Source organism: Anaerolineae bacterium (assembly GCA_013178165.1).
Lineage (GTDB): Bacteria > Chloroflexota > Anaerolineae > Aggregatilineales > Ch27 > Ch27.
Map to the genome: position 1 here is coordinate 22,299 of JABLXG010000042.1, position 25,461 is coordinate 47,759.

General features: G+C 61.7%; 16 protein-coding genes and 1 rRNA gene. 5 read left to right on the forward strand and 12 right to left on the reverse strand.

Translation table 11 applies throughout. The features are described from left to right. Positions 1 to 75: 75 nt before the first annotated feature. The 11 genes from HPY64_17065 to HPY64_17115 all read right to left on the reverse strand — a co-directional run bounded on the left by HPY64_17065 (position 76) and on the right by HPY64_17115 (position 18,507). Complete coding sequence (locus tag HPY64_17065; protein NPV68842.1) at positions 76 to 399, reverse strand: cytochrome C oxidase subunit IV family protein; 324 nt, start codon at positions 397 to 399, stop codon at positions 76 to 78. A 27-nt stretch (positions 400 to 426) separates the two neighbouring features. Next, positions 427 to 1,176, reverse strand: coding sequence for a heme-copper oxidase subunit III (locus HPY64_17070; GenBank protein NPV68843.1), 750 nt, complete (start codon positions 1,174 to 1,176; stop codon positions 427 to 429). Continuing rightward, positions 1,169 to 2,812, reverse strand: a complete 1,644-nt coding sequence (gene ctaD, locus HPY64_17075) for a cytochrome c oxidase subunit I (GenBank protein ID NPV68844.1) — start codon at positions 2,810 to 2,812, stop codon at positions 1,169 to 1,171. Before ctaD ends, HPY64_17070 begins: the two co-directional genes overlap by 8 nt. A 70-nt stretch (positions 2,813 to 2,882) precedes the next feature. Then, the gene (gene coxB / locus HPY64_17080; GenBank protein NPV68845.1) at positions 2,883 to 3,932 is read right to left on the reverse strand and encodes a cytochrome c oxidase subunit II; all 1,050 of its coding nucleotides are present in this window, start codon (positions 3,930 to 3,932) and stop codon (positions 2,883 to 2,885) included. Between the two features lie 197 nt (positions 3,933 to 4,129). Then, on the reverse strand, positions 4,130 to 4,960 hold the full coding sequence (locus HPY64_17085) for a hypothetical protein (protein NPV68846.1): 831 nt from the start codon (positions 4,958 to 4,960) through the stop codon (positions 4,130 to 4,132). A 113-nt stretch (positions 4,961 to 5,073) separates the two neighbouring features. Further along, entirely contained in the window at positions 5,074 to 7,995 is a 2,922-nt protein-coding gene (locus tag HPY64_17090) for a molybdopterin-dependent oxidoreductase (protein ID NPV68847.1), read from the reverse strand. A 24-nt stretch (positions 7,996 to 8,019) separates the two neighbouring features. Continuing rightward, the gene (locus tag HPY64_17095) at positions 8,020 to 8,871 is read right to left on the reverse strand and encodes a hypothetical protein (GenBank protein ID NPV68848.1); all 852 of its coding nucleotides are present in this window, start codon (positions 8,869 to 8,871) and stop codon (positions 8,020 to 8,022) included. 52 nt (positions 8,872 to 8,923) lie between these two features. Further along, positions 8,924 to 11,290: an SH3 domain-containing protein gene (locus HPY64_17100; protein ID NPV68849.1), complete on the reverse strand. Its 2,367-nt coding sequence runs from the start codon at positions 11,288 to 11,290 to the stop codon at positions 8,924 to 8,926. Between the two features lie 34 nt (positions 11,291 to 11,324). After that, entirely contained in the window at positions 11,325 to 12,455 is a 1,131-nt protein-coding gene (locus HPY64_17105) for a hypothetical protein (GenBank protein ID NPV68850.1), read from the reverse strand. Between the two features lie 38 nt (positions 12,456 to 12,493). After that, a complete protein-coding gene (locus HPY64_17110) occupies positions 12,494 to 16,768 on the reverse strand; it encodes a hypothetical protein (protein ID NPV68851.1) in 4,275 nt (1,424 codons plus the stop codon). Positions 16,769 to 17,007: 239 nt separating this feature from the next. Next, positions 17,008 to 18,507: ribosomal RNA gene (locus tag HPY64_17115) — 16S ribosomal RNA — on the reverse strand. A gap of 433 nt (positions 18,508 to 18,940) precedes the next feature. On the opposite strand from HPY64_17115, the gene HPY64_17120 reads away from it, so the two are divergent. The 5 genes from HPY64_17120 (at position 18,941) to HPY64_17140 (ending at position 24,754) form a co-directional block, all read left to right on the forward strand. After that, the gene (locus tag HPY64_17120; GenBank protein NPV68852.1) at positions 18,941 to 20,014 is read left to right on the forward strand and encodes a glycosyltransferase family 9 protein; all 1,074 of its coding nucleotides are present in this window, start codon (positions 18,941 to 18,943) and stop codon (positions 20,012 to 20,014) included. Between the two features lie 259 nt (positions 20,015 to 20,273). Continuing rightward, complete coding sequence (locus HPY64_17125) at positions 20,274 to 22,055, forward strand: methionine--tRNA ligase (GenBank protein ID NPV68853.1); 1,782 nt, start codon at positions 20,274 to 20,276, stop codon at positions 22,053 to 22,055. A gap of 176 nt (positions 22,056 to 22,231) precedes the next feature. Next, a complete protein-coding gene (locus tag HPY64_17130) occupies positions 22,232 to 23,161 on the forward strand; it encodes a proline dehydrogenase (GenBank protein ID NPV68854.1) in 930 nt (309 codons plus the stop codon). Between the two features lie 117 nt (positions 23,162 to 23,278). Beyond that, complete coding sequence (locus HPY64_17135; GenBank protein NPV68855.1) at positions 23,279 to 24,115, forward strand: hypothetical protein; 837 nt, start codon at positions 23,279 to 23,281, stop codon at positions 24,113 to 24,115. Between the two features lie 114 nt (positions 24,116 to 24,229). After that, the gene (locus HPY64_17140) at positions 24,230 to 24,754 is read left to right on the forward strand and encodes an ECF transporter S component (protein NPV68856.1); all 525 of its coding nucleotides are present in this window, start codon (positions 24,230 to 24,232) and stop codon (positions 24,752 to 24,754) included. Between the two features lie 24 nt (positions 24,755 to 24,778). On the opposite strand, the gene HPY64_17145 is transcribed toward HPY64_17140, so the two are convergent. Further along, positions 24,779 to 25,411: a dual specificity protein phosphatase family protein gene (locus HPY64_17145; protein NPV68857.1), complete on the reverse strand. Its 633-nt coding sequence runs from the start codon at positions 25,409 to 25,411 to the stop codon at positions 24,779 to 24,781. Positions 25,412 to 25,461: the final 50 nt, after the last annotated feature.

Below are 25,461 nucleotides of genomic sequence, written 5' to 3' on the forward strand. Positions count from 1 at the left end.
CGGATTCAAACGCGTCCGGGGGAGGTCGCAGCCCGCGCCTCCCCCGGTGTTGTATGTCATGTCACCACGGCCTGCCTAGAAGAATGAGCACACACCAGCGGCAGCAGCGGTATTGTCCGGGCCAGGAGCCAGCGCCACAACAAGCGCCACCAGAATCAACAGCACAAATGGCAGCGGGATGGCAAAAATCGCGGAGAAAAGCCCGCTGGAGAACTTGAGGTGCATGTAATACAGGGCGACCAGCACCACTTTGGACAGCGACAGCGCCACCAGGACAGCCGGCATCCTGGTTGCCACGGTCACTTCAACCAGCGTGATTGCAGCCAGAGCGAAAAAGACCAGCAGGTACTTTGGCTTCTTATGTTCAGCTTGAACGAGTTGAGGCGTATATTCAGTCATGGTCTGCCCTCCTTCAAAGCGGGATCGTCAGCGGAGCAGGTAGATGATGGTAAACAGGACGATCCAGACGATATCCACAAAATGCCAGTACAGCCCGAAGATTTCGACACCGGTTGAGTCGCCGGACGACATCGTGCCGCGCAGTGTGCGAACCAGCAAAAAGACCATCCAGCCGATCCCGATCAGGACATGCATGCCATGCAGACCGGTCAGAGTGAAAAAGGCTGAGCCATACAGCGTACCAGTCGTGATGCCGTGCCCGATCAGTTCCAGCCACTCGGTAAGTTCCAGGATCAGGAATAGACCACCCAGGGCCATTGTCGTGATCAGCCAGTTGCGGAAGGCGATCATGCGGTTAGCCTGGATGGCTGATAGCGCCGAGACAGCCGCAAAACTGCTGGTAAGCAGGACGAACGTCCCGATGGTCATCAGCGGCACATTCAACAACGCCCCTGCCGCACCAGCGCGTGCCTTGTAGCCCAGGAACGTGGAGAGCAACGCGGCAAAAAACATGATCTCCGAGGCCAGGAAAACCCACATACCCAGCAGGCGATGATCCACTTTGAGCGACGGGTGGGGATTCTCCAGCAGCGTGAAGTGACCCATCTTCCAGATTCCCGCCAGAAACACGATTAATCCCACCGGCAGCGCTAACGGGAACAACAACCCGGCTCCGATCAGGGTCGCTCCGCAGCCAACGATCAGCGGCGCCCAGCTTGGCGGTGGCAGGTGAATCTCCTCATAAGCATGACCGACCGAAGGCAGATGGCTACTCATGGCGTTCCTCCCCAATCAGCCCCAGCCGGGCGTCACGCGCCGGACGCAGGCTGTGCACAATGGGAATCTCGGCGAAGTTATACACTGGCGGCGGCGAAGCGGTCAGCCATTCCAGCGTGTCTGCCTCCCAGGGGTCATCCCCGGCCTCTGCCCGGCTGCGCGAAACAAAGATGTTGGCCAGAAACACCACCACCGACGCCGCGATCAGGAAGGCGCCAATAGTAGCCACCAGATTGAGCGTGTTCCAGCCGCGATCTGGACTGTAGTCATAAATGCGGCGCGGCATACCCATCAGCCCCAGAATATGCATAGGGAAGAAGGTCAGGTTGAAGCCGACGAACATGATCCAGAAGTGCAGCTTGCCCAGCCCTTCGCCCAGCCGGCGGCCGGTGATCTTGGGCCACCAGAAGTACATGCCGGCAAAAATGGCAAACACCGAACCGCCAAACAACACATAATGCAGGTGGGCAACGACCCAGTAGGTGTCATGCACCTGCGCATCAATGGGCAGGATAGCCTGGAAGACCCCGCTGATACCCCCCACCAGAAATGTGCTCAGAAACCCGACGGCAAACAGTAAAGGGGTGTCCAGCCTGATCGAGCCGCCGATCATGGTGAAGATCCAGTTGAACATCTTCACCCCCGTTGGCACGGCAATCGCCATGGTCGACAGCACAAAGAATGCCTGCGTGACCGGCGTCAATCCGGTGGTGAACATGTGATGCGCCCAGGTGGCAAACCCCATTCCGCCAATCGCGATCGACGACCAGACAATCGCTTTGTAGCCAAACAGCGGCTTGCGGGAGAATACAGGCAGCACCTCCGAGATCACGCCCATCGCCGGAAGCACCATGATATACACCGCCGGGTGGGAGTAGAACCAGAACAGATGTTGCCACAGCACCGGGTCGCCGCCGCTGGCCACGCTGAAGAACTGGGTCCCCAGGTTGCGATCCGCCAGCAGCAGGAGCAACGCCCCGCTGAGCATCGGCGTCGCGATTAGCACCATAAACGCCATCACCACCACCGTCCAGGTGAAGGCCGGGATGCGCCAGAGTGTCATCCCCGGCGCTCGCATGGTCATCACCGTCGTGATAAAGTTGACTGCCCCCATCAACGACGACACACCCAGCAGTTGCAGCCCCACAATCCACATATCCGTCCCCACGCCCTGCGAGAACGTGTTCGTACTCAGGGGAGGATACCCGGTCCAGCCCACTGCAGCCGCGCCCAGTGGTACCATGAAGCTGCTGTACAGAAACAACCCGGCAAACAGGTATAGCCAGTAGCTCAGGGCGTTAAGCTGGGGGAAGGCCATATCCCGTGCCCCGATCTGCAGCGGCACCAGATAGTTGCCCAGCCCCACCAGCATCGGGATAACGAACAGGAAGATCATCCCGGTGCCATGCATGGAAAAGAACTGGTTATAGAGTTCCGGCGTGATGATCGTCGCACCGGGCATCGCCAGTTCCGTCCGGATGACCAGCGCCAGAATCCCGCTCAAAATGAAAAAGCCAATGGCCGTCACCACATACATGATGCCCAGCCGTTTGTGATCGACCGTCGTGATCCAGCTCACCAGGCCGCGCGGCTCTGCCTGAGCCAGCGCCTGCGGTGTCGCTACAGAAGTCGCCATGCCATTTCACTCCCTAAACAATATCTTCACAACCAGCAGGTTAACCGGTCGGCTACGATCCGTCTGCGGCTCAATTGGACAGGGCAAACGCCACCAGATCGGCCAGGTCCTGTGCACTGAGCTGGTCGCCATAGTTCTGCGGCATCACACAGTTGAAACCCTCAACCACATAGTCGCAGGGCCGCAGGATCGATTCGCGGACGTACTCCTCAGCCGAGTACCCCTCAATCATCGTCCCGGCGCGTTCCCCAAGCCCCAGGTAGGACGGGCCAACGCCCGGCGTGCCATCCAGCGAATGGCAGGCTACACAACCCAGCGCCGTATAGAGCGCCTGCCCGGCGGCCACATTGCCTGTCAACCCGGCAGCTTCGGCTTCCAGGTCAACCTCCTGCGCGGCAGCTACGGCGGCGGCTTGTTCATCCATCCAGGCTGCGAACTCCTGCACCGGCAGGACATTCAGACGAATGGGCATGTCATAGTGACGCAGACCACAGTACTCCGCGCACTGGCCAATGTAAATCCGTGGCTCATCCACCTGGAACCAAAGCCGCTGCACACGACCCGGAATGGCGTCAACCTTGCCCGCCAGTTCCGGCAACCAGAAGCTGTGTTGCACGTCGCGAGACGTGATCTCCAACACTACGGGCTGCCCTGCCGGCACGTTGAACTCCCCGGTAGTACGTACCCCGGTATCCGGATAGTGGAACTCCCAGAACCAGGTATTACCGGTGACTTCCACCGTAAGCACATCGTCGGTCTGGGGCAGCCCACGCGGCTGCTGATAGAATCCCAGGGTGAAAAAGAACAGGATGATCACCAGAACCGCCGAGCCGAGCGTCCAGCCCAGTTCCAGCCGGTTGTTGCCATGTACCTGTTCAGGCATCTCATCCCGGCTGCGGCGGCGATAGCGCACCAACGCGAAGATGAGCAGGCCCTCAACCAGCACGAAAACCCCAACCGCCAGCACCAGAACAATGTTGAAAAGCGTGGCAATATCCCCCGCATCCAGCGAGCCACGCTGCCCGCCGGACTGCGCCCATACCCGGCCTGGCCACCCCAGCAGGGCCAGCCCCCCTGCCGCCAGCAGCGCCCAGTGCCTCAAAACCCGTCTATAGTTCATTGCTGTTACCCTGCCCGGAGATAAGTGAAACGTCCTGCGCAGTTCGAACAATAAATATATAGATAAAAAGTGTCATAATTCACAATTCGCGACAAAATATAACAAAAGAAACCGTAATTGTCAAATTAACTTTGCCAGAAAAAGTACGCCTCTCGCTTCTGCCAGGCGGCGCTGCAGCCCTCCACCACGACTGCAAGTCAGCCTGATGTCCCGGTACCACCCTCACCGGACAGCGCAGAGGTGCGATAAATCACCTTCTGCCCGGCCAGTGGCGGCGGTACAGCCGGCATGCGCAACCAGCCCTCCGGCAACACATCGATCCAGCGATCGGGCCGTACAATCTCGAGACCGCTGATCGACCGTTCTCCGTCAGGCGCGTTGATGACCAGGGTATCTGGCGGGAGAAATGGCAGATCGAGCGCAGACACCAGCCCCTCAAAGGCCTGCTCAGGGCTGAAACCAGGCGCCAGCAGGGCAGTAACCTCGGCAACCATGGCGGGATCGCGGAAAAGCGGCGTCAGGTTTGCAGCGTCACTGCTGTAGTGGGCCTGCAGGACGCCCGGAATCTTCAGCGATAGCGTGATCACGGTGTCAGGGTGCTGCAACTCGTGGTAGCGCTTGAGCACAAACCGTTCCAGCGGCTCGCTCAGGTCCAGCACACTGGCATCCCGGCTGGCCTCAATACTGCGCAGGCGCTGGCTGACATAAGCCGCCAGATTCGACTCAAAGGCGCTGACGGTGCGCCCCTCCTGGTGAAAGCGATAGGCCAGGTCCTGCTGCCCCAGGCGTAATTCAAAGGCCATCGTGCGCAACCGCCCGCTCAGGTTGCGCATCAGCAGATGGTCGACCATGCCCCCGCCCTCGCCCAGGAGCAAGGCTACCCAGCCGTGACGTGGCGCCGTCAATACCAGCGAGCGGTAAAAGAAACGCTGGCGGCGGGTGATGTTGATCTGCAAGATCGCTCGCACCAGCGACGGCAGATCTTCGTATCGGATGACCACAAAAGCGCATGGTTCGACCATGGCCATATTGTCGTGCACCTTTGGCAATGGCGCAAGGTCAACCAGCTGCGGGCAGACAGACTGAAAAAGGGCGGCTCATAATCCAGAACCGCCCTTTTTCTCCCTGCCAGTCGCCTACCCTACCCCCGCCCGGCGGCTCTAAGCGCGCGCCACACGCGTTCTGGCGTGAATGGCAACTCACGAATCCATACGCCAGTGGCATCATGGATGGCACTGGCCAGCGCCGGCGCGACGCCATCCTTGGGGATTTCCGCCACCGCCTTTGCACCGAACGGTCCCGTTGGCTCGTAGGTCTCGACGAAGATCACCTGCAGATCAGGCATCTCGTTGGCCTGATAGATGTGATAATCCCCGAAGCGCGTGTTGATGACCCGTCCTGTATCGGTATAGGCCATTTCCTCGCAATGGGCATACCCCAGCGCCTGGGTCATCCCGCCCTCGACCTGCCCCGATGCAGTGATCGGGTTGATCGCCACGCCGCAATCAACCACCATCAGCAATCGCTCAACCGTAACCTGGCCCGTCTCGGTATCGACCAGCACCTCGGCGAATTGCGCGGCAAAAGGCGGCGGGCTTTCGTAACTCATGTGCGAGGCTGAAGCCATGATCTGCTTCTGATCCGCCTGGTGCAGGCTGTGCAGGGCCACAGTCTCCAGCGACACCTGGCGGCCATCGGGCGCCACAACATGTCGATCGAGGAGGTCGAGATCGTCCAGACGGGTACCCGGCAGGAAGTGCTGCGCTGCGTGCTCCAGTATTTGCCGGCGCACCTCCATCGCCGCTTTGTAAACTGCGCCACCGCTGATATACGTGGTGCTGCTGGCATAAGCGCCAGTGTCAAACGGCGTGAAATCGGTATCCGAGGAATAGATGATGATGTCCTCCAGCGGCACACCCAGCACTTCCGCTGCGATCTGGGCCAGCACCGTATCGGAGCCAGTGCCGAGGTCGGTCGCGCCAACCAGCAGGTTGAACGAACCATCATCGTTGATCTTGATCGTCGCCGCGCCCATATCCAGGCCAGCAATCCCGGAGCCATGCATGGCCACTGCCATGCCGATTCCCCGTTTGACCGGTCCATCACCGGGCCGGCCTCGCTTCCGCTCCCATTGCACGGCCCGCAGACCGATCTCCACTGCTTCTGCCAGGGCGCTACTCCGGACGACCTGTTCAAACCCTTCCCGGCCTTCGCCCAGCGCCCTGGACATCACCATCACATCGCCGACCTTGATCCAGTTCTTGCGCTTGAACTCGACGACGTCCATGCCCAGCGCCTCGGCGATTTCCTCCATGTGAACTTCTAAGGCGAACAGCGCCTGTGGAGCGCCATACCCCCGGTATGCGCCGGGCGTAGGGATGTTGGTATACACCACATCGCACACAAAGCGGCTGTACGGTGCGTTGTAGGTCGTCAACGCCCGGAACCCGCTGACCATCTGTACCGTCAGGCCATGTGTGCCGTAAGCGCCGGTATTACCGATCAGGTAGAGTTCAGCGGCCACAACCTCGCCGTCATTGGTCACGCCTGTCTTGAAACGCAGAATCTGCGGGTGACGGCTACGGGCGCTGGTGAACTCCTGTTCGCGCGTGTACTCCAGCCGAACCGGTCGCCCGGTGGCGATGGTCAGATGGGCGCACAGGTCCTCGATCAGCATCTCCTGCTTGCCGCCAAAGCCGCCACCGATGCGTGGCTTGATCACCCGGATGCGCTTCACCGGCAGGCCGATCAGCGGCGCAAGCATTCGCCGCACATGGAACGGCACCTGCGTGCTGGTGCGCACCACCAGCCGTTGGTCTTCATCCCAGTACGTGATGCACACGTGCGGCTCAATATGCGCCTGCTGCACCTGATGCACACGATACTCGCCCTCAAAAACGCGATCCGCTTTTGCCCATTGCGCCTCCGCGTCCCCTACCGCCGCCTCGATGTGGTGGACAATATTGCGCGTCCGATCGTGAATCCCGACTGTGTCTTCTTCGTCGTGGATCACCGGCGCGCCGGGCTGCATCGCCGCTTCAGGATCAAAGACGGCGGGCAACACCTCATAATCCACCCTGATAAGCTTGAGCGCCTCCCGGGCAATCTCCGGAGTCTCAGCGGCTACAACCGCCACCCGATCCCCCACATGCCGCACCTTGTTGTCCAGGCTGACCTGGTCATGCGGCGGTGGATTGGGATACGTCTGGCCGCCGCTGGCATACTTCACCCGTGGCACATTCTTGTAGGTCAGCACAGCGTGGACACCGGGGAGCGCTTCCGCCGCCGACGTGTCAATATCCCTGATCCGGGCATGGGCGTGCGGGCTGGTCAGCAACGCTGCATAGAGCATGCCGCGCATCTCGAAGTCGTCGGTGAACACCGGGCGGCCCAGCGCCAGCTTGAGCGCATCCACTTTTGGCTCAGCCTTACCGACTACGCTGCGCGGTCTGACTTCCGGAGGCGTGACGACCAGCGGTCGGCGGGTGCGTGTCTGCACGGCAGGGCCATCGCTATCCGGCAAGTTTTCATCATGGGGATGATCGAAGAATTCGGCGTGAATGGGGATCGCCCGTTCCAGCGGCGCAAAGGGTTCAAGCGGCTCGCCACGCATCATAGCGGCGGCTCGCAGTACCGCCTGCACCGGCTTGACATACCCCGTCTCGCGATCCAGCACGCCCGCCAACGCCTCGCGCACTTCAGCCTCGGTCGGGTTGGGGTTCTCGTCCAGCAGGGCCTTGGCCACCAGAATTTGCGCCGGCGTATTGTAGCCCGACTGGATCGCGCCAGTCTCGATGAAGGCCTGCTGCAACGGGTGGAGGCGATCCGGCGTCCCCAACCCTTCAACAGTCGTGATCCGATGGCCATCCGCCTGGGCAGCCAGCATCACGGCGCTGTCAACCGGCTTGCCATCCAGCAATACCGTAGACGCCCCGCTCATACCCAGTTCATCGCCAAATTTGACGCTCTTGTATCCGGCCCGGCGCAGGACATGAAGCAACCGCTCCCACGGGTAAACCGTGAGCGTTCTCGCTTCGCCGTTAATTGTCACCCTGATTTCCATGGTCACCTACCTGTGTGCGTCACACTATCCAGCTAGGCGGGCCTGACATGCTTCCAGAGCGCGGCGAGTGACGACGCCCGCCATCGCCCGCCGGTAAGCGACACTGCCCCGGTAATCCGCGACCGGCGCAATCTCATCGTTCAGAGCAGCTATAGCGCGGGCAATCGCGGCGGCATCGAGCAGACGACCTGTTAGAGCCACTGAAGCGCCTTCCGCCAGGCGCGCCGGGACATCCCACACACCGGAGAGCGCGATCCGCGCCTGTGCCACCGTGCCGCTGTTGTCCACTATCAGCACCGCCGCCGCGCTGACGATTGCCGTATCCGCTGGTGTGCGGGCGACATGCGCCTGCCCCCAGGTCTGCCAGGGATTAGTCGCGGCAAACTCGAAGCGCACAATCAGCCCCTTTTCAGGCAACCGTGGCTGAGAGACACTCTGCTGGAGATCCTGCAGCCGGATGCGCCGTTCCTCTGGCATGGCAAACACCAGCGTCACATCCAGGGCCAGCAGAGCCGCGATCGCTTCCGGCAGCGCCTCTGGATACTCCACCAGTTCAGCGATGGAGATGGCATTGCGCCGGTTCCACGTCAGGCAGCGTCGCAGAGTATCGCGCAGTAGCGCCGGGACCTCCGGCCAACGCACCACCGCCTCCAGCGAAGTCGCCGCGCCCACGGCGAGCACCCCATCGGGCATGCTGACAATACTCGACAATCCTTCGATGGCCTGCACATCGATCAGGGCCTCATACGGCAGATCATCTGTGGCCAGACGCAAGGCCCCACCGCTCAACAAAGCAGTCTTGATGTACGGCTGCGAGAGCAGTTGCACGGCCTCGTCAATCGTCCTGGGGCGGTAGTAACCGGTTGGATTCGGCATCTCCCCTCCTTGAAATGATTACCAGCCTGAGAAACAGCCTGCCCCGCCGCAGCTAAAGCGTGGGCGGGCACTCGGTCAGTTCGACAACCAGTTCGCGCAGCACCCAGCCCTGTACCAGCGCGCCATCCAGATTGATATCCACCAGGAACCAGACGCGGTCATCATCACCGCGCGTTTGCTGGATGACATTCATAGCTGTCCCCTGCAGGGCTACAGTGATGATTCGGCTGCGGTTCAGGTTCGGCTGGCTGCGGATGTTGACGCCCCCCTCCCGCTGGACAAACACGCGGCACAACACTGGCGGCGGCGGGGTATTGCTGGGTGTCAGGGTGATCGACGGCGTCAGAGTGATCGTTGGGGTATCGGACGGTGTGGGCGTGTCCGAGGGTGTGTAGGTCATCGTCGGTGTGTACGTATGCGTCGGAGTATTGGTATGGGTCGGCGTGAGCGAAGGCGTGACCGTCCAGCTTGGCGTGATCGTGGGCGACGGCGTAAGAGTCGGTGATGGCGTCACTGTCGGCGTTGGCGTAGCGCTGGGGGTGAAGGTCATCGTGGGTGTGAAAGTCGGCGTGGCTGTTGGCGGATTCACAATCGCCTGGACGGTTGGCTCCCACACCGGACGGCTGATCAGGAGCAGGATGATACCGATGATCCCCCCGGCCAGGATACCCAGGGCCGTGCGCAGGCTACGCCGCTGGCGCATACTGCGCACCGCCGTTTCCAGCCGCAGCAGATCTGTACGGCGACCCAGGACGCGAAATGGCTCGTCCTTGAGCACGCCCAGCCAGCGTTCAGCGGCGGCCACGTCGTTCTGCATAATCGCGCCTTCAACCCGATCGATGAAGCGTTCCATCAGGTCGTTGACCACCTGCCGATAGCGCGAGTCCTGCGAAAAACGCCCTAGCGAGGCCAGCATCGTACGCGCCTGGGAAAGCTCGGCGTCGACATTCTGGGCGGTCAGCGCGGCAGCACGCTCGATCAACGTCCGCGCCTCCTGCATCCGGGCCTCATCCTGCCGCGCCTCCTGCAGCTGGGCGGTGATGGACTGGTCGCTGGGATCAAGCTCGGAGGCTGCCTGCAAGGCTTTGACCGCCTCGCTGGTCATGCGTAGCCGTTCGTCCAGCGCCATGGTGCTCTCGGCGCGCCCCAGCGCGCCGCGCGCCTGCTCACCCAGCTGCGCTTTGATCGCCAGCAGACGGCTGTTCGCTTCCTGCATCAGGGAAGCCAGCCGCGTGCTCCCCGGCAACTGCTGGCGCAGCATGGCCAGCTTGCCGATCACCTGCTGCAAAGTCTGTGCCCGCTCCACCAGCGAGCCGGACATCCCTGCCAGCTGCGCTTGAGCCTGCTCATACTGGCTCATTACATACCGCGCCCGCTCCAGCCGATCCTGAGCTACCGGATCGTTGGGCACAACACGCAACGAACCCTCGTACTTGCGGATGGCCTCCGGCCAGTCGTCAGCTGCCATCAGGCGGTCGCCTTCATTCTGCAGCTCACGGGAGAGCGCCAGGTCCTGAATCTCCAGCAGGGCTGTCTCGGCATCCTTCCAGGAAGGAATCCCGGCGGCCTCCGCCAGATCGCGAGCCTCACGGTATAGCCGCTCGGCTTCTTCGTAATTCCCGGCCCGCACCAGCGAGTTAGCGCGGTTATAGGCCACCCGCGCGTCAAATGGAATACGATGATCGGGCACAATGCCGCGCAGGATGTTGTCCTCAGCCTTCTGGCGATATTCCAGCGCCGTCGGGTTATCCGGCTGCAACTCAAGCACCCGGTTGGCGTATTCCACCGCCTGCTGGTAATCACCGGCGTAGTAAATCTGTGTCATCTGCGAAATCAGCGCCGTGACATCCGAGCCGCCAGACGCAGCCGGCACAGGCGACGCCATAGCGGACGGCTCACCGCCGCGCTTGACCACCGGTAGTTCCTCGATCTGTTTCACTGGCGGCGGCAGTGGCGGTTCAACCGGTGGTTCCGGCAGGCTTAGATCAATATCCAGCCCGTAACGATCCAGCAGATCGCGGACTTTCATGGCCAGCATACCGCTGTGAGCAGCGGCCTGGCGCAGCAGATCATACGTTTCCGGGTGATGCGGGTCGCGGTCCAGCGCCTGGGCCAGAATGTCAATTGCATCGTCGATGTCGTCTTCGTCGCCGGCCAGCTCGATCCGGATGCGCGCGCGACGCAACAACCCCCGAATCGCACCGTCATCGACCGGCGACTGCCCGCTAGCTGCCGCGGTGCGCCGGGCCAGCAGGCCGAAGAGCGCCTGAGCCTCAGCCTCAAAGGGGGTATTCCTGGCTGCCGCCAGCAGGCGACGCGCCTCACTCTCCAGAGTGGTGATCTCCGCCTGATCAGCATTTGCCGGAAGCCGCTCAATCCGCGCCCGTAATTCAGCGATTAGCCGGTTCAGATCGTCCATGGCTCCTCCGGTTCCCTGGCAAGCTCCCCGCCCATCATGGTATCACCCGCCGCGCCAGCATATCATTGATCGCGCCGAGCAACCGGCGTACTTCCTGCTCGATCTCATCGTTGATCCCGTCAGTGATCGCCGCTTCGCGCAGCAATTCGCGCGCCTCGCGGATGGCTTCTTGGCCGGCGCGCAATCGTTCCAACCCCTGGCGCATCTGCGCCCGCGCCTGGATCAGCGGATCTGCCGCCGGGCGGTGAGGAAAAGTCCACCCGAACTGCCCTGCCACATTTTGCAACTCGTCAATAAACGCCTCAATGCTGGCAAAGCCACGGGCGGCTCCCTTCTGCATCAGGTCTCGCAACGATCGGCTGAGCGTCGGCTCTACGCCAAAGTCCAGGTAGTTGATGTTTGCATAACGCTGGCTGACCGTTGCCGGTGAACCGGGCTGGGCGGTCAGGCTTCCCTGCTGGGGCGAAAGACCGGTGAAAATCGGATACAACACTCCCACAACCAGATCGTGGATGTCGGTTTGGAAGAGCTGCGCCGTCTGGTTGGTCGTCCCCTCAATCAGGCGGGAGCTGTTCCAGTCGATCACTCGCAGGGTCGCCCCATCCCAGTACACATGCTCCAGCTTGTGATCCAGGTAGACAATCCGCTGCTGGTGAGCCAGCTTAAGTACTGCTGCGAATTGCAGCGCCAGCTCCAACCCTTCCTCCGTCGGCAGCCGCCAGCGCACACCGGCGGTATTGGGCTTCATCAGGTACAGCAGGTTATGCATCCGGGGCAGATTCTCAAGCACCAGATACGGCCGCCAGCGCCGTTCCGCAAAGATGTTGGCATCCCGGATGAAACCCAGCATGTCAGCCTGGTAGGAGACACATGCCCCCCTGACCGGGCGCTCTTCCTGCGTGGCCAGATAGCCGCAATCCAGCAGCCGCACCACATACGGGCTGCCCGCCATGCGCATCAGCAGATCAACTTCATTGGCAAACGCCCGATATTCCCAGGTGGGCTGATCGGCATAAGCCATGTGCTCTGGCCGGAGCACCTTCAGGGCGATCGTTTTGCCAGTTCGCCGGTCAACACCGTCGAGCACCCGTGCATAGTGGCCCGGCGCAAAGCTGTCGTTGAAGTTCTCAACACGATACAGATCGTGAAGATTAGCCTGTTGCACAGACCCATCCTGTCATGTTCCGCTAAAACAAGAACCACTCAGTCAAAAGTAGCCACCAGGTCGGTCACGCTGACCACCACCCCACCCTGCTGGACAAACAGGAATGGCATCACCGGGGCGTTAGGAGCCGTCAGGAAGCGTGGTGCGCCAAGCGGGGTATCGCCCAGGTATAGCCCTACCGTGCCATCAGCGTAACGTTCAAGCGCCAGCCTGACTCGCCCTTCACCAACAGGGACCGTTGAACGGGCGCGGAACTCATCGCCTACCCTGGCGCCCACATTGATTGCGTCCGCCCGGATTAATTGCACCTGGACGGCAACCCGGCTTTCGTCCGCGCCCTGCAGGCCCAGGCCGAAATATACCATGTTTTCCGTGATCAAAGCCGGATCGTACTGCCGCAGGGTCAGCGTTGCCTCCAGACGGCGCAGGCGCGTGGCCGCCTCCGGGCCAAAAAGCTGCGCCAGTAGATCAGCCGGTATTACTACCCGCAGCAGGTTATCCCCACTGTCAGGCTCCGCTACACCCAGCACCCAGCTTCCACCCAGATCGCCAGGCTTGAACCACGCCTGCGGCCAGGGATAAACCTGCGCGGATTGTTGCAGGGCCAGCAGCACGTTCTGTTGCCCGCGTACCGGCTCCACAGCCGCAACGGGCGCTATCGGTGGCGTGGCGGTAGGCAACTCCGGGGGGACTGTCAGCGTCGCCGTGGGCGGCGGTGCAGTTGTCGGCAGGAAACTGATGCCCGGATCGAGGGTTGGCACCGCCGTCTGGGTCGGCGTGGCTGTGAACGTTGGCGTAGGGCTGGGAACCGGCGTATCAGTAGCCGTAGGCAGGAGCGCCGCAACAGCTGCGGTAGCTGTCTCGATGGCCGCCTCCGTGGCGGCAACAATCTGGGTATCGCTCAGCGTAGGGGTCAACGTCTCCCAGGTCACCGCAATCGCCGGCGTCCCTCCTGTGCCGCCGCTCAATACGAATAGCACGCCCACTGCCGCCAGCGCCAGCACAGCCAACGCCCCCAGTACAACAGTCACCGGCTGTACTCGCCGCCGGGGAACCCGTGGGGAGAAGTCATCCAGGGTGTACAGCGGTGAGCGCGGCCTGCGTGTGCCACCCTCTTCATACTGCGGTACCGGCTGGTCAGTCGGTGGCGCCGGGAATTCTGGCCGCGTATCGATGATCTGCCGCCACCCCCGGTAGAGAGGATAGGCGGGATGAAAGTCAATATGCGCTGTGGCGTTGAATAGCTCATCCATGTCGCGCAGTTTGCGCGTACGCCGCCTGGCCGGGTCAGTGTAGATGCCTGTGACGGTAGCATACACCTTCTGCCAGACCGCCAAGGTCGGTCTGGCGTAGGCAGCGCCCAGCGCAGCCTCTGTCTCGCGCACCAGACGGTCATGCCACTCGGCCAGGCGTGGATCAGGCTCTTCCGGGCATTGCTCGGCCACATCAGCGATGTGCTCGCGCACCACATGCAGTTCCGCCGCCAGACGGCTGAGATGCTCCAACCAGGCGCGGAATCGCTCCAGCCGGATATGAGCCAGTCGCTCACCATCAGCCAGGCGATGAAGTGCGGCCTCCAGCGCCCCACCGGCTGCGCGGAAGTCCCCCTGTTGCCAGGCAGCCAGGCCGTTTTCCACAGCGCGAAGCGCGTCCACCAGCGGGCTGAGCAACAGATACAGTGCCGACCGCTCAACCTGTTTTCGCACACTGAGCACGTCATCCGGCGTCTGAATGGCGTCAATACGCCCGGCCAGATCGCGCAGGGATTGCCGATCGCGGATGACGTTAGCCAGGGCCATGCAGGCGACGTGCTGCTCTGCATTGGGCAGGGCACGTCTGGCTGCTTCCAGCCAGAACTCAGCGTCTTCTGGCGTGTCCTCATACATGTCCAGAACGCCGCGCAGGACAAAGTGAAAGAACAGGATGCGCTGGCCGGCTGTGCTCGTCTGCTCAAAATGGTCGATCAGGCGAGGCCCCATCGCTTCCAGGTAAGCCTGCGCGGTAGGCATCTGCTGGGTGAAATGCTGCCAGTAACGCTCTTCCTCCGGCGTCAACAGCGCTAGCAGCGCCGCATCGGTATGAGCGGTCAGATCAGGATCGCCCTCGCCATTGCCTTCTTTCCAGCTACGCAACAGGTTACCCAGCCGCACCAGCCGATCTGCCGCTGCCGCCTCCCGGTCGTTGGTCACTTCTTCCAGCGCCTGCCGGGCCAGCCGTTCCGCCTCGATCCCACTACCCCGGTCCCAGGCCGCCCAGCCATCGGCCATGGCCCGCCCGAATGCCGTATTCTGGGCGTGACGCTGCACGTAACGCGCCTTTTCAATCGCCCCGCGAACGTTAAGCAACCAGGCGGCCAGTTCCGGGTGCAGGCGGCGGATGCCATCAGCAGCTCGTCGCAGAGCCTCCAGCGCCTCCAGCCGGTTCCCGACCACCACAGCATCCTGAAAAGCGATCCAGTACGCCCGGGCATCCTGAACGCTGGCAATCAGGATGTCCAGCCGTGGGTCAGGCAGAGCGTCGGCGAACGGCTGGAGCTTCCCCAGCACTCCTTCAAGCCAGCCATGCAGGTCTCCGCCGTCGGCCTGGGGGCGGTAACGGGCGATCTCGTCAAAGGTGCGCCGCAGACTGTGCAGCGTTTCGCGGATGCTGTCGAACGCAGGATTGACAGGATCGAGCGCACACGCCGCCTCCAGAGCGGCGCTGGCCGCTGCAGGGTTGGCAGTCGCCTGGGCGGCCACCACCTTGAGCTGCGTCACAATCGCCTGCGCCGTCCCCGCGGCCAGACGTGCCGAAGCGATAGCCTGTTGTTGTGGCTCCTGCAGAACAGCGCCGGCGCGCTCCTCCAGCGAGTCGACCAGCGCCAGCAACGTATCAGATAGCTGCTGGTAAACCACAGTCAGGTGTTCCAGCCGCCCGGACGAAGGCTCTTCCAGCGCGGCTACCGCATCAATAACGGTATCCGCGGCGTTCGGCGGTGCGTAGGGCCGCTGCAGGGCGCTCAGACTCATCTGCAGGCGAAGGAGATGAGGCCGCAAAACCAGGACATCCGGCGCATAAGCCTGGAGGCGCTCGGCTAGCAACCACTGCAGGTTGCGCGCCTCTGGATGAGTTTCGGGTGTCACCAGCAAACGCCGCGCCGCCTCCGCCAGATCATCCCGGAAGATCGCTTCCAGGGCGGGCATGAGGCCTGCCGGCGGACGCGTGTTGCTGGCCTGCAACATCGCCGCGATTTCCCTGAGCAGCCGCGCCCGATCGCGTTGCGGCCCCCTGGCCCGCTCCACGATCTCGGCCAGCAGTGCCTCTGAGCGCGCCCAGTTGGCACTTTCCATGTAAATGCGCACCGCGTCAAGATCGGCGAGGATGGCCAGGCGGTGCAGTTCTTCCGCGATCTGTTCGTGCAACGCCCGTGCACGTGGATAGCCAGGGTCGCGGGCCTGAACTGCCTCAACTTCTTGCAGCAGACGCTCCAGGTCTCGCTGGTTGTTTTGCCTCTGCAACCGGGTCTCAATGCGCTCCAGCTTGGCCTCGCGGTCACGCTCCAGCGGTCGGCGATACTGGGCGAGGTCTTCGCGCAGGGCGTGAACACCCGGATAGCGATGATCCAGCGCAGGATGGACAGCACGCTGGATGATCTGTTGCAGGCGGGTTGGGATGCGTGAGGCATCCGGGCCAAAATCCACCGTCTCGCCATTCAGTATCAGGCGCTGCCCGCCGGTCAGGATGAAGTACAGCAATTCCCCGGTTTGGTAAATGTCGCTCTGGCGGCTGATGCCCTGCGGGGTGATATCATCCCCTTCCAGAAAGACGGCATTGCCCCAGTCAATCACCTTCAGCTGGTAGCTGGCGCGGTCCCAGAACAGATGCTTGGCGTCAACATCGTTGTAAACAATCTCATGCTCATGGGCAATGGTGAGCAGATCAAGCAACCGGTCAACGATGACCAGCATCTCCAGTTCTGGCAATCGTTCGTTAGCCTTGGCCAGTTCCAGAACCTCTTGTTCCAGCATCACGCCTTCAGCGCGCTCAAGGACAATGTAAAGGTGCGCCTGCCCGCCAACGTGAAAAGTCCCCTCGGCCAGCAGGTCGGTGAGCACAGGATGGCCCTTAAGCTGCAGCAGGGCGCGCCGCTCCGTACGGATGTTGACCTCCTGACCGGCCCGAATTGGCGGCGCGTCATGCGGCGCCGGACGCTTGATCACCACCGGCCGGTCATTCTGATGGGTGTCAACCGCGCGCAAGACCTCGCCGCTGCGACCACGGGGGTAAATATGATCGTAGCGATAGCGACCATCAAACAGGTTTTCACGGGTCATGCACACACCCCCTCCTGAGCCGCCTTCTATTGTACGCGGGGGACACCCGGCGTCAAACCAGCAGCCTTAAAAGGGGGGAGGCCACTCAGGCAAAAAGAAACGCCACCTGAACACATCAGGCGGCGTTTTGAGAAGCGATTTGACCTTAACGAGAGAGTAGTGGGAGGAAGGGCGCGGGAGAGAGAAACTGGTGATGGGTAGTCATGGCCTTCAGCAAGTGAAGCCATGACAACAACTCTAGAAAGGAGGTGATCCAGCCGCAGCTTCCGGCTACAGCTACCTTGTTACGACTTCGTCCCAGTTACCAGCCCTGCCTTGGACGGCTGCCCCCTTGCGGTTAGCACACCGGCTTCGGGCATGACCAGCTTCCATGACGTGACGGGCGGTGTGTACAAGGCCCGGGAACGTATTCACCGCACTATGGCTGACGCGCGGTTACTAGCAACTCCGACTTCATGCAGGCGGGTTGCAGCCTGCAATCCGAACTGTGACCGGCTTTCCTGGATTGGCTCCCCCTCACGGGTTGGCGACCCATTGTACCGGCCATTGTAGCGTGTGTGTAGCCCTGGGCATAAAGGCCATGCTGACTTGACGTCATCCCCACCTTCCTCCCGCTTATCACGGGCAGTCTCGCTAGACATCGTGTAACTAGCGACGAGGGTTGCGCTCGTTACCGGACTTAACCGAACACCTCACGGCACGAGCTGACGACAGCCATGCAGCACCTGTAACGGCTCCCGAAGGTCGGTCCCCTTTCGGTTCCCTACCACCGTTATGTCAAACCCAGGTAAGGTTCTTCGTGTAGCCTCGAATTAAACCACACGCTCCGCTGCTTGTGCGGGCCCCCGTCAATTCCTTTGAGTTTTAGCCTTGCGGCCGTAGTCCCCAGGCGGTGCACTTATCGCGTTTGCTTCGGCACACAGCCCTTTCCGACCATACGCCTAGTGCACATCGTTTACAGCGTGGACTACCGGGGTTTCTAATCCCGTTCGCTCCCCACGCTTTCGCGTCTGAGCGTCAGGTACAGCCCAGCGTGCCGCCTTCGCCTCTGGTGTTCCTCCGGATATCTACGCATTTCACCACTACACCCGGAATTCCACACGCCTCTGCTGCCCTCTAGTCCCCTAGTTTCGTACGACCTCTCCCGGTTGAGCCAGGGAGCTTTCACGCACGACTTTGGGTACCGCCTGCACGCGCTTTACGCCCAGTAAATCCGGATAACGCTCGCGTCCTACGTTTTACCGCGGCTGCTGGCACGTAGTTAGCCGACACTTCTTCCTGTGGTACCGTCCGCCTCTTCCCACAGAAAAGGACTTTACAACCCGAAGGCCTTCATCGTCCACGCGGCGTTGCTGCATCAGGCTTCCGCCTATTGTGCAATATTCCTCACTGCTGCCTCCCGTAGGAGTCTGGGCCGTGTCTCAGTCCCAGTGTGGGGGGTCACCCTCTCAGGCCCCCTATCCGTCTTCGCCTTGGTAGGCCTTTACCCTACCAACTAGCTGATGGACCGCAGCCCCATCCTGGAGCACTACCGCTTTCCTCGTGGCCCTCTAACCTCCACGAGTATATGGGGTATTAGCCGCCGTTTCCAGCAGTTATCCCCCTCTCCAGGGCAGGTCAGCTACGTGTTACTCACCCGTCCGCCACTCTCGCCTCAACCTGAGTCAAGGCTGCCGTTCGACTTGCATGTGTTAGGCACGCCGCCAGCGTTCATCCTGAGCCAGGATCAAACTCTCCGTATTCGACCTCATCCACCCTTCAGGTGGACTTGAGCCTCGTCTGGCGTCCTTCCTTCCCACTATTCTCTTGTTAAGGTGCAGGGCCAGTTCCACCGGCAACGGGGGAAACAAAAACCGACACTTCTGTCGGTCGCAAACACACGAGAACAACAGCCTGTAACTTCGGTGTGTCGTTGTGTTTGCCACCTCCCCCTTGTTCAGTTTTTAGCGATGCGCAGCGCCACATTCGCACTGCCCATACTGTACTTTGCATTATACAGTGTTTTGGTCTGGGCGCAAGAGGCAATTTCCCGTTTTTCGGCGGGACTTTGCCCCCTGCTATAATCCTCAGGCAAGGTGTATCTGCTGCCGGGCAGCCGATACCCTCCCGGTACAACGCTCGGTTTATGGTAGAGTACATCCCTATTATGTCATAGAAAGCCTCCGTGTAAAGATGCCCTCTCCCCAACCTTCCCGCTTGTTGCTGCTCAAACCATGCTGCATCGGCGACGTGGTGTTCACCACGCCGCTACTGGCTGCCCTGCGCCGCGCCTTTCCTGCTGCGCATATCACCTGGGCGGTAGGCACCCATAGCGCACCCGTGATTGAGAATCACCCGCTGCTGGATGCTGTTCTGCCCACCGGCCCAGCCGCCAATCCTGCCCGCTCGCCTGCCGGCCTCCTTCGCCTGGCGCTCCAGCTCCGCCAGGGGCGGTTTGACCTGGCCGTGGTGCCCGACCGCTCTCCAGCTCTTGCACTGGCCGTCTGGCTGGCTGGCATCCGTGCCCGCGCCGGGCTGGACTCAGCCGGGCGTGGGCGATTCTACAGTGTCAAAGTCCCGGTCGATCCCCGCGTGGTCCGTCACGAAGCCGAGATCTATCTGGATATCGCCCGTGCCCTTAACCTCGATACGGCCAACTGCTGGGCTAATCTACCGGTCAGCGAGGAACAGGTAACCGCCCTGCCCCATCCTCTCCGCACTGCCAATGGTCTGGTGGTAGTCCATGTCGGCGGCGGCAAGAATCCTGGCATGATCATGACGGAGAAGCGCCCACCAGTAGCGTTACTGGCCACCGTCGCTGCCCGCGCCGCCGCCCACCTGAAGACCCGTATCGCCATCCTTGGTGGCCCCGAAGACCGCCCCCGCGCCGATGAATTGCACGCCGCCCTGCCCGGCATGAACCTGCTCTCGCTGGTCGGGGTGCTCAGCTTCGCCGAAATTGCGGCGCTCAGCCGGGTCACTGCCCTGGCCATCGGCCCGGATACCGGCGTACTGCATCTGATGGCTGCCGCTGGCGCGCCCACGGTGATGATCTTCGGGCCGTCCGATCCTCGTCGCTACGGGCCATTCGTGCCACCGGGGCGCGCCGCCGTTGCCTGGAAGCCCTATCCCCTGCCGGAAGGCGGGGTTGCCGCCGGGCCGCCCACAGACTGGTCATGGGAAAGGCACGGCGTCAGTGCACAGGGAGTCTGGGAAGCGGCCCAGACCCTGCTAGATCGTGCAAACAACGGAAATGAGTCTGCTTGACAACAATGCCCCAACCCCGTACACTACGGGCATTATGAACGTGTGGATACGGCAGAATACTGTGATGGGCATGATGTGTAACGAGCCGTGCCGGACAGGATGCGAGACTCCCGTCTGGCAGCGGTCGTGCGCGCCTGCCTAGCCACACGACCCAGCGGCTCGGTAAACCAACCGCCTGTCTCGCAGGCGGTTTTTTGTTGCCATTCCGGTCTGCTGCAGCATAATACCCGGCGGTCTACGCAAGCAAGGAGTTCACAGTATGCCTGAGTACATTCACGTATCAGTCGCCTGGCCCTATGCCAACGGCGACATGCACATCGGCCATCTGGCGGGCGCTTATCTCCCGGCTGATATCTTCGCCCGTTACCACCGCCTCAAAGGCAACCACGTGCTGATGGTCAGCGGCTCAGACTCCCACGGGACCCCGATCTCGGTCGAGGCCGACAAAGTGGGCATCAGCCCGCGCGAGCTGTTCGAGAAGTATCACCGACGCTTCCTGACCACCCAGCGCGACATCGGCATCAGCTATGATCTCTTCACCCACACCGATACGGCCAACCACCACCGGGTAGCGCAGGATGTCTTTACGATCCTGCTGGAACGCGGGTATCTCTTTAAGCAGATCCAGCAGCAACTCTACAGTGAAACCCAGAACCGCTTCCTACCCGATCGCCTGGTGGAAGGCACCTGTTACGTCTGTGGCTTTACCGACGCCCGCGGCGACCAGTGTGACAATTGCGGCACCCTGCTTGATGCCACGCGCCTGATCAACCCGCGCAGCAAGATCGACGGCTCTACGCCGGTCGTGCGCGAGACTGAGCATTACTTTCTGGACCTACCGCGCTTTGCTGAAGCGCTGCAGGATTACCTGAACCGGGCAGAAAAAGCCGGTCACTGGCGCGACAACGTCCTCAATTTCAGCCGCAACTATGTCGCCAACCTGCAGCCGCGGGCCATCACTCGTGACCTGGACTGGGGCATTCATGTTCCCCTGCCGGGCTGGGAGAGCAAGCGGCTGTATGTGTGGTTCGAAGCTGTGATGGGCTACCTCTCAGCCAGCATCGAGTGGGCGACCAACCGGGGCACACCCGACGCCTGGAAGGATTGGTGGTACAACCCCAAGGCCCGGATGTTCTACTTCATCGGCAAGGACAACATCCCGTTCCACACCGTGATCTGGCCAGCGGAATTGCTGGGCATCGATGGGATTTACCACGACGGCAGCGCATCGATCAACCTGCCCTATGATGTCCCCGCCAATGAATTCATGAACATCGAAGGTCGCCAGTTCTCCAAGAGCCGCAACTGGGCAATCTGGTTGCCGGACATCCTGGAACGCTACCAGGCCGACGCTATCCGCTATTACGTCGCCATGACCTTCCCCGAAAGCCGCGACGCCGACTTTTCCTGGGATGGATTTGTCAGCCGCGTGAACAACGAACTGGTCGCCGCCTGGGGCAACCTGGTTAACCGGATGCTCGGCTTTGCCAGCAAGCGTTTCGACGGCGCAGTGCCTGCGCCGGGGACCCTGACCGAAGATGATCAGACTATCCTGGCCCAGAGCGTGGCCGCGCTAACCTCGGTCGGCGACCTGCTCGGCGCGGTCAAGCTGCGCGCCGCCCTGCAGGAAGCGCTGCGCGTCGTGCAGGAAGCCAATGTCTACCTCGATCGCCGCCAGCCCTGGAAGCTGATCAAGGAAGATCCCCAGGATACCGCCACCGTTGTCTACACCATCCTGCGCGTGATCGACAATCTCAAGATCGTCCTTGCGCCTTTCTTGCCGTTCAGTGCGCAGCAGTTGCACGAAATGCTCGGCTACTCCGGTCGGCTCTTTGGCGAGCAACGGATCGTCACCTATGATGAAGATGGCCGCAGTCACGAAGCCCTGATCTATGATGCGGCAGGCGCAACCGGCAGGTGGGAACCAAGCGAGTTGCCGCCCGGCCAGCGCCTGGGCGCGATCACACCGCTCTTCGTCAAGCTGGATGAATCCCTGATTGACGAAGAACGGGCCAGGCTGGGCAAGCCACATAACGTTTAGCCCCACAACTACCCCCGACCGCCTGTCCAGTCGGGGGTAGTCGTTTCGGCGGCTGGATACGGCCAATCGTCAATGACTATTGCCGTCAAACATCAGCGTATACGACCCGGGGCGAGATGTACAATGAGTTCAGGTTATTTGTGCGGGCAGGAATCAGCGGCATGGAGGGCTGCTGTATGCTACGTTCCGTCTTGCTGTACCTCTCTGAGGCCGCCTGGGCGAAGGCGTTGATCACCCGCTTCTTTGTCGCACGGCGGGTCGCTCGGCGTTTTGTCGCCGGGGAAACCCTGGCTGAAGCTATACAGGCGGTCAGGAAACTTAACGCTGACGGGTTGGTAGTCACCCTGGACTACCTGGGCGAATCCGTGCAGTCCGCCCAGGATGCCAGCGAGGCCGCTGACCAGTACATTCACATCCTGGATACGATCGCCTCCAACAACCTCCAGGCGACAGTCTCCCTCAAGCTCACCCAGCTGGGTCTGAACATCTCGGAGGAACTTTGCCTGGGTAACCTCCGGCGCATCGTCGAACATGCCAGAGAACTCGACAACCATGTCACGATCGACATGGAAAGCCATCATTACACCGACGCTACCCTGCGTATCTTCTACGAGATGCATCGTGCTTTCGGCAGGGCGCACGTCGGCACCGTGATCCAGGCTTACCTCTACCGCAGCGAACAGGATATGGCCGCCCTCAAGGCGGAGGGTGCATTTGTGCGGCTATGCAAGGGCGCCTATAAGGAACCGCCCGATGTGGCCTTCCCCCGCAAGGCCGATGTTGACGCCAACTTCCTCAAGCTCATGCATGCTTTCATCGACGCTGACGGCACCACCGGCGCTTACCTGGGTGTTGCATCTCATGACCAGCGGATCATCGACGCGATGCGTGCCTATGCCGCCAGTAACAACATCCCGCGCGACCGCTTCGAGTTCCAGATGCTTTATGGCATCCGCTCCGACCTGCAGCGCAAGCTGGCCCAGGAAGGGTATACCATGCGTGTCTATGTGCCCTTTGGCACCCAGTGGTATCCCTACTTCATGCGCCGGCTGGCGGAACGGCCCGCTAACCTGTGGTTCTTCATCAGCAACTTCTTCCGTTCCTGAGGAGGTTCCAGGAACGCCCTGGCCGCACACGACATTCTATGATTCCGCTGTATACGCGATCGGACACAAGCCGGTCGCGTTGCTATTCCGCTGACCTGACGTTAGAATCCGCCCGCCATGAACGAGCAAGCGCATATCCTGACCGCCATCCTGACCCCGGACGGGCTTAAGCCAACGCCTTACACGGCGGCATCACTGCATGATGCCATCCGCTATGAGCCGGCCGGCGTATATACCGTGACGCGGACTTTTCACCGCACCGGCGCTCTGGAGCTTGACGCGCACCTCGCCCGCCTGGAGGAATCGGCCCGCCTGACTGGCATCCCCGTACAGCACAGCCGGGCCGCGATTCGCACGGCGCTGCGCACGTTGATCGAACGCGCCGGATATCCTGAGACGCGCTTCCGCATCACTATCGCTGCCGAGACGCCGGAGCAGGTCTACTTCGCGCTCGAACCACTGACGCCTGTCCCGGAATCGGTCAAGCGCGACGGCGTCGCCGTCCAGACCTTCGCTGCCCGGCGCGCCAATCCCGCCGCCAAGTCAACCAGCTGGATGGCCAGCCGCGCTGCCCTGCAGGTGCAGATGCGCCCCGGCATGTATGAAGGGCTGTTGGTCGACTCCGATGGCACCATACTGGAAGGCTTCAGCAGCAATTTCTACGCCATTCTGGGGGGCCGCCTGCGCACGGCGGGTGCGGGCATCCTCAACGGCATCAGCCGCCGGATCGTGCTGGAGGTCGCGCCAGAAATCGTGCCAGTAGAGGAGCAGGCCGTCACGCTGGCGGATATCCCGGCGCTGAGCGAAGCTTTCCTGACCAGTAGCAGCCGGGGCGTGATTCCCATCGTCGCCATCGACGACATCCCGATCGGAACCGGCACGCCCGGCCCGCTAACCCGGCGGATCAGCGCCGCCTATGACGCCTGGGCGGAGAAACACATCGAGCCGATTTGAGGGTGCACTGGTGACTTATTCTGCTTGCCTGCACAGTCTTACCCGGCGATGATATGCTGCCGCCAGGCTTTCAGCAGACTGTCCAACGCATCACAGCATACGCTTCTGGAGGGAATGATGTTTAAACGTGAGACTTTCAGCGATCCCCGTACGCTGGCCCTGACCGGTGTGATGACCGCGATCATCTTCATCCTGACCCGCGCGGTACAGATTCCGACGCCCATCAGCGGCTACGTCCATCTTGGCGACGCTGGCGTGTTGTTCACCGGTTTCGCCTTCGGTCCGGTCGTTGGCGCGATCGCCGGGGCGCTGGGCACTGCCCTGGCCGATTTGACTTCACCGTATGCCCAGTGGGCGCCTTTCACCCTGCTCATCCATGGGCTGATGGGCCTGGCCGCCGGCATGATCGTGCGCGGCGAAGGAAATTTCTGGCGGCTGATTCTGGGTTGCGTGGTTGCCGGGATAATCCTGATTGTGGGCTACTTTGTCGCCGGGCTGATCCTGGCAGGGATGCAGGCTGCCCTGGAAATCGCCCCTAACCTTGCCCAGATCGTCGCCGGTTCGATTGTCAGCGTGCCGCTCTACTACGCCGTGCGCCGCGCCTACCCGCCGCTGATCTGGCACAACACCAGGGACTAGCCGGGCTAGCCTTCGATTCCGGCGCTACTCGGCAGGGTTCTCCCGGGCGCGGTCAGCCGGACGCACCCACGCCTCGAATTCGCGCAGGCGCTCAACCTGCGCCGGTTTGGGCATGATAAACGGACGCCGGGCTTTGATCGTTGCCAGGGCCTGATCGGTGGTCATGCCCATGTGTGCAATCAGATAGGCCGCGCCCATGCTGGGCGCGCGCCCCGAACCAGCTGCGCAGTGGACGTACACCGCCCCACCCTGTGCAATCTGATCGGCGATCCAGTCCGCCCCGCGCCGCAGGTCTTCCAGGGAAACGGGGGTATCGTCCTCGGTCGGCAGATGCAGGTAGTTCTCCGGCGGCACAGGGATGCCCGCCGCCCGGTCGTCGTGTTCGCGGCGCATGTTAACAATCGCCGTCACTCCGGCGGCCTGCAACCGCCGCCAGCCCTCGCGGCCAATTTGCCCATCGACATACAGGGTGGGAGTGATCCGGGCATAGCGTTCGGTGGAAACGCCGGTCAGGGCCAGCCGCAGGCGCACAAATGCCCAGATCAGCGTGTTGCGCGGCCCTTGCCGGGCAACACGCCAGACCGGTACCAGCACAGCAAATGTGAGTTTGCGTAGCGCATTGCGAACCAGCGATGATTCAGCAGCTTGCTGATACATAGGCAACCACCATGACTGTCAGCCAGACACCGAGAAACCAACGTTACCAC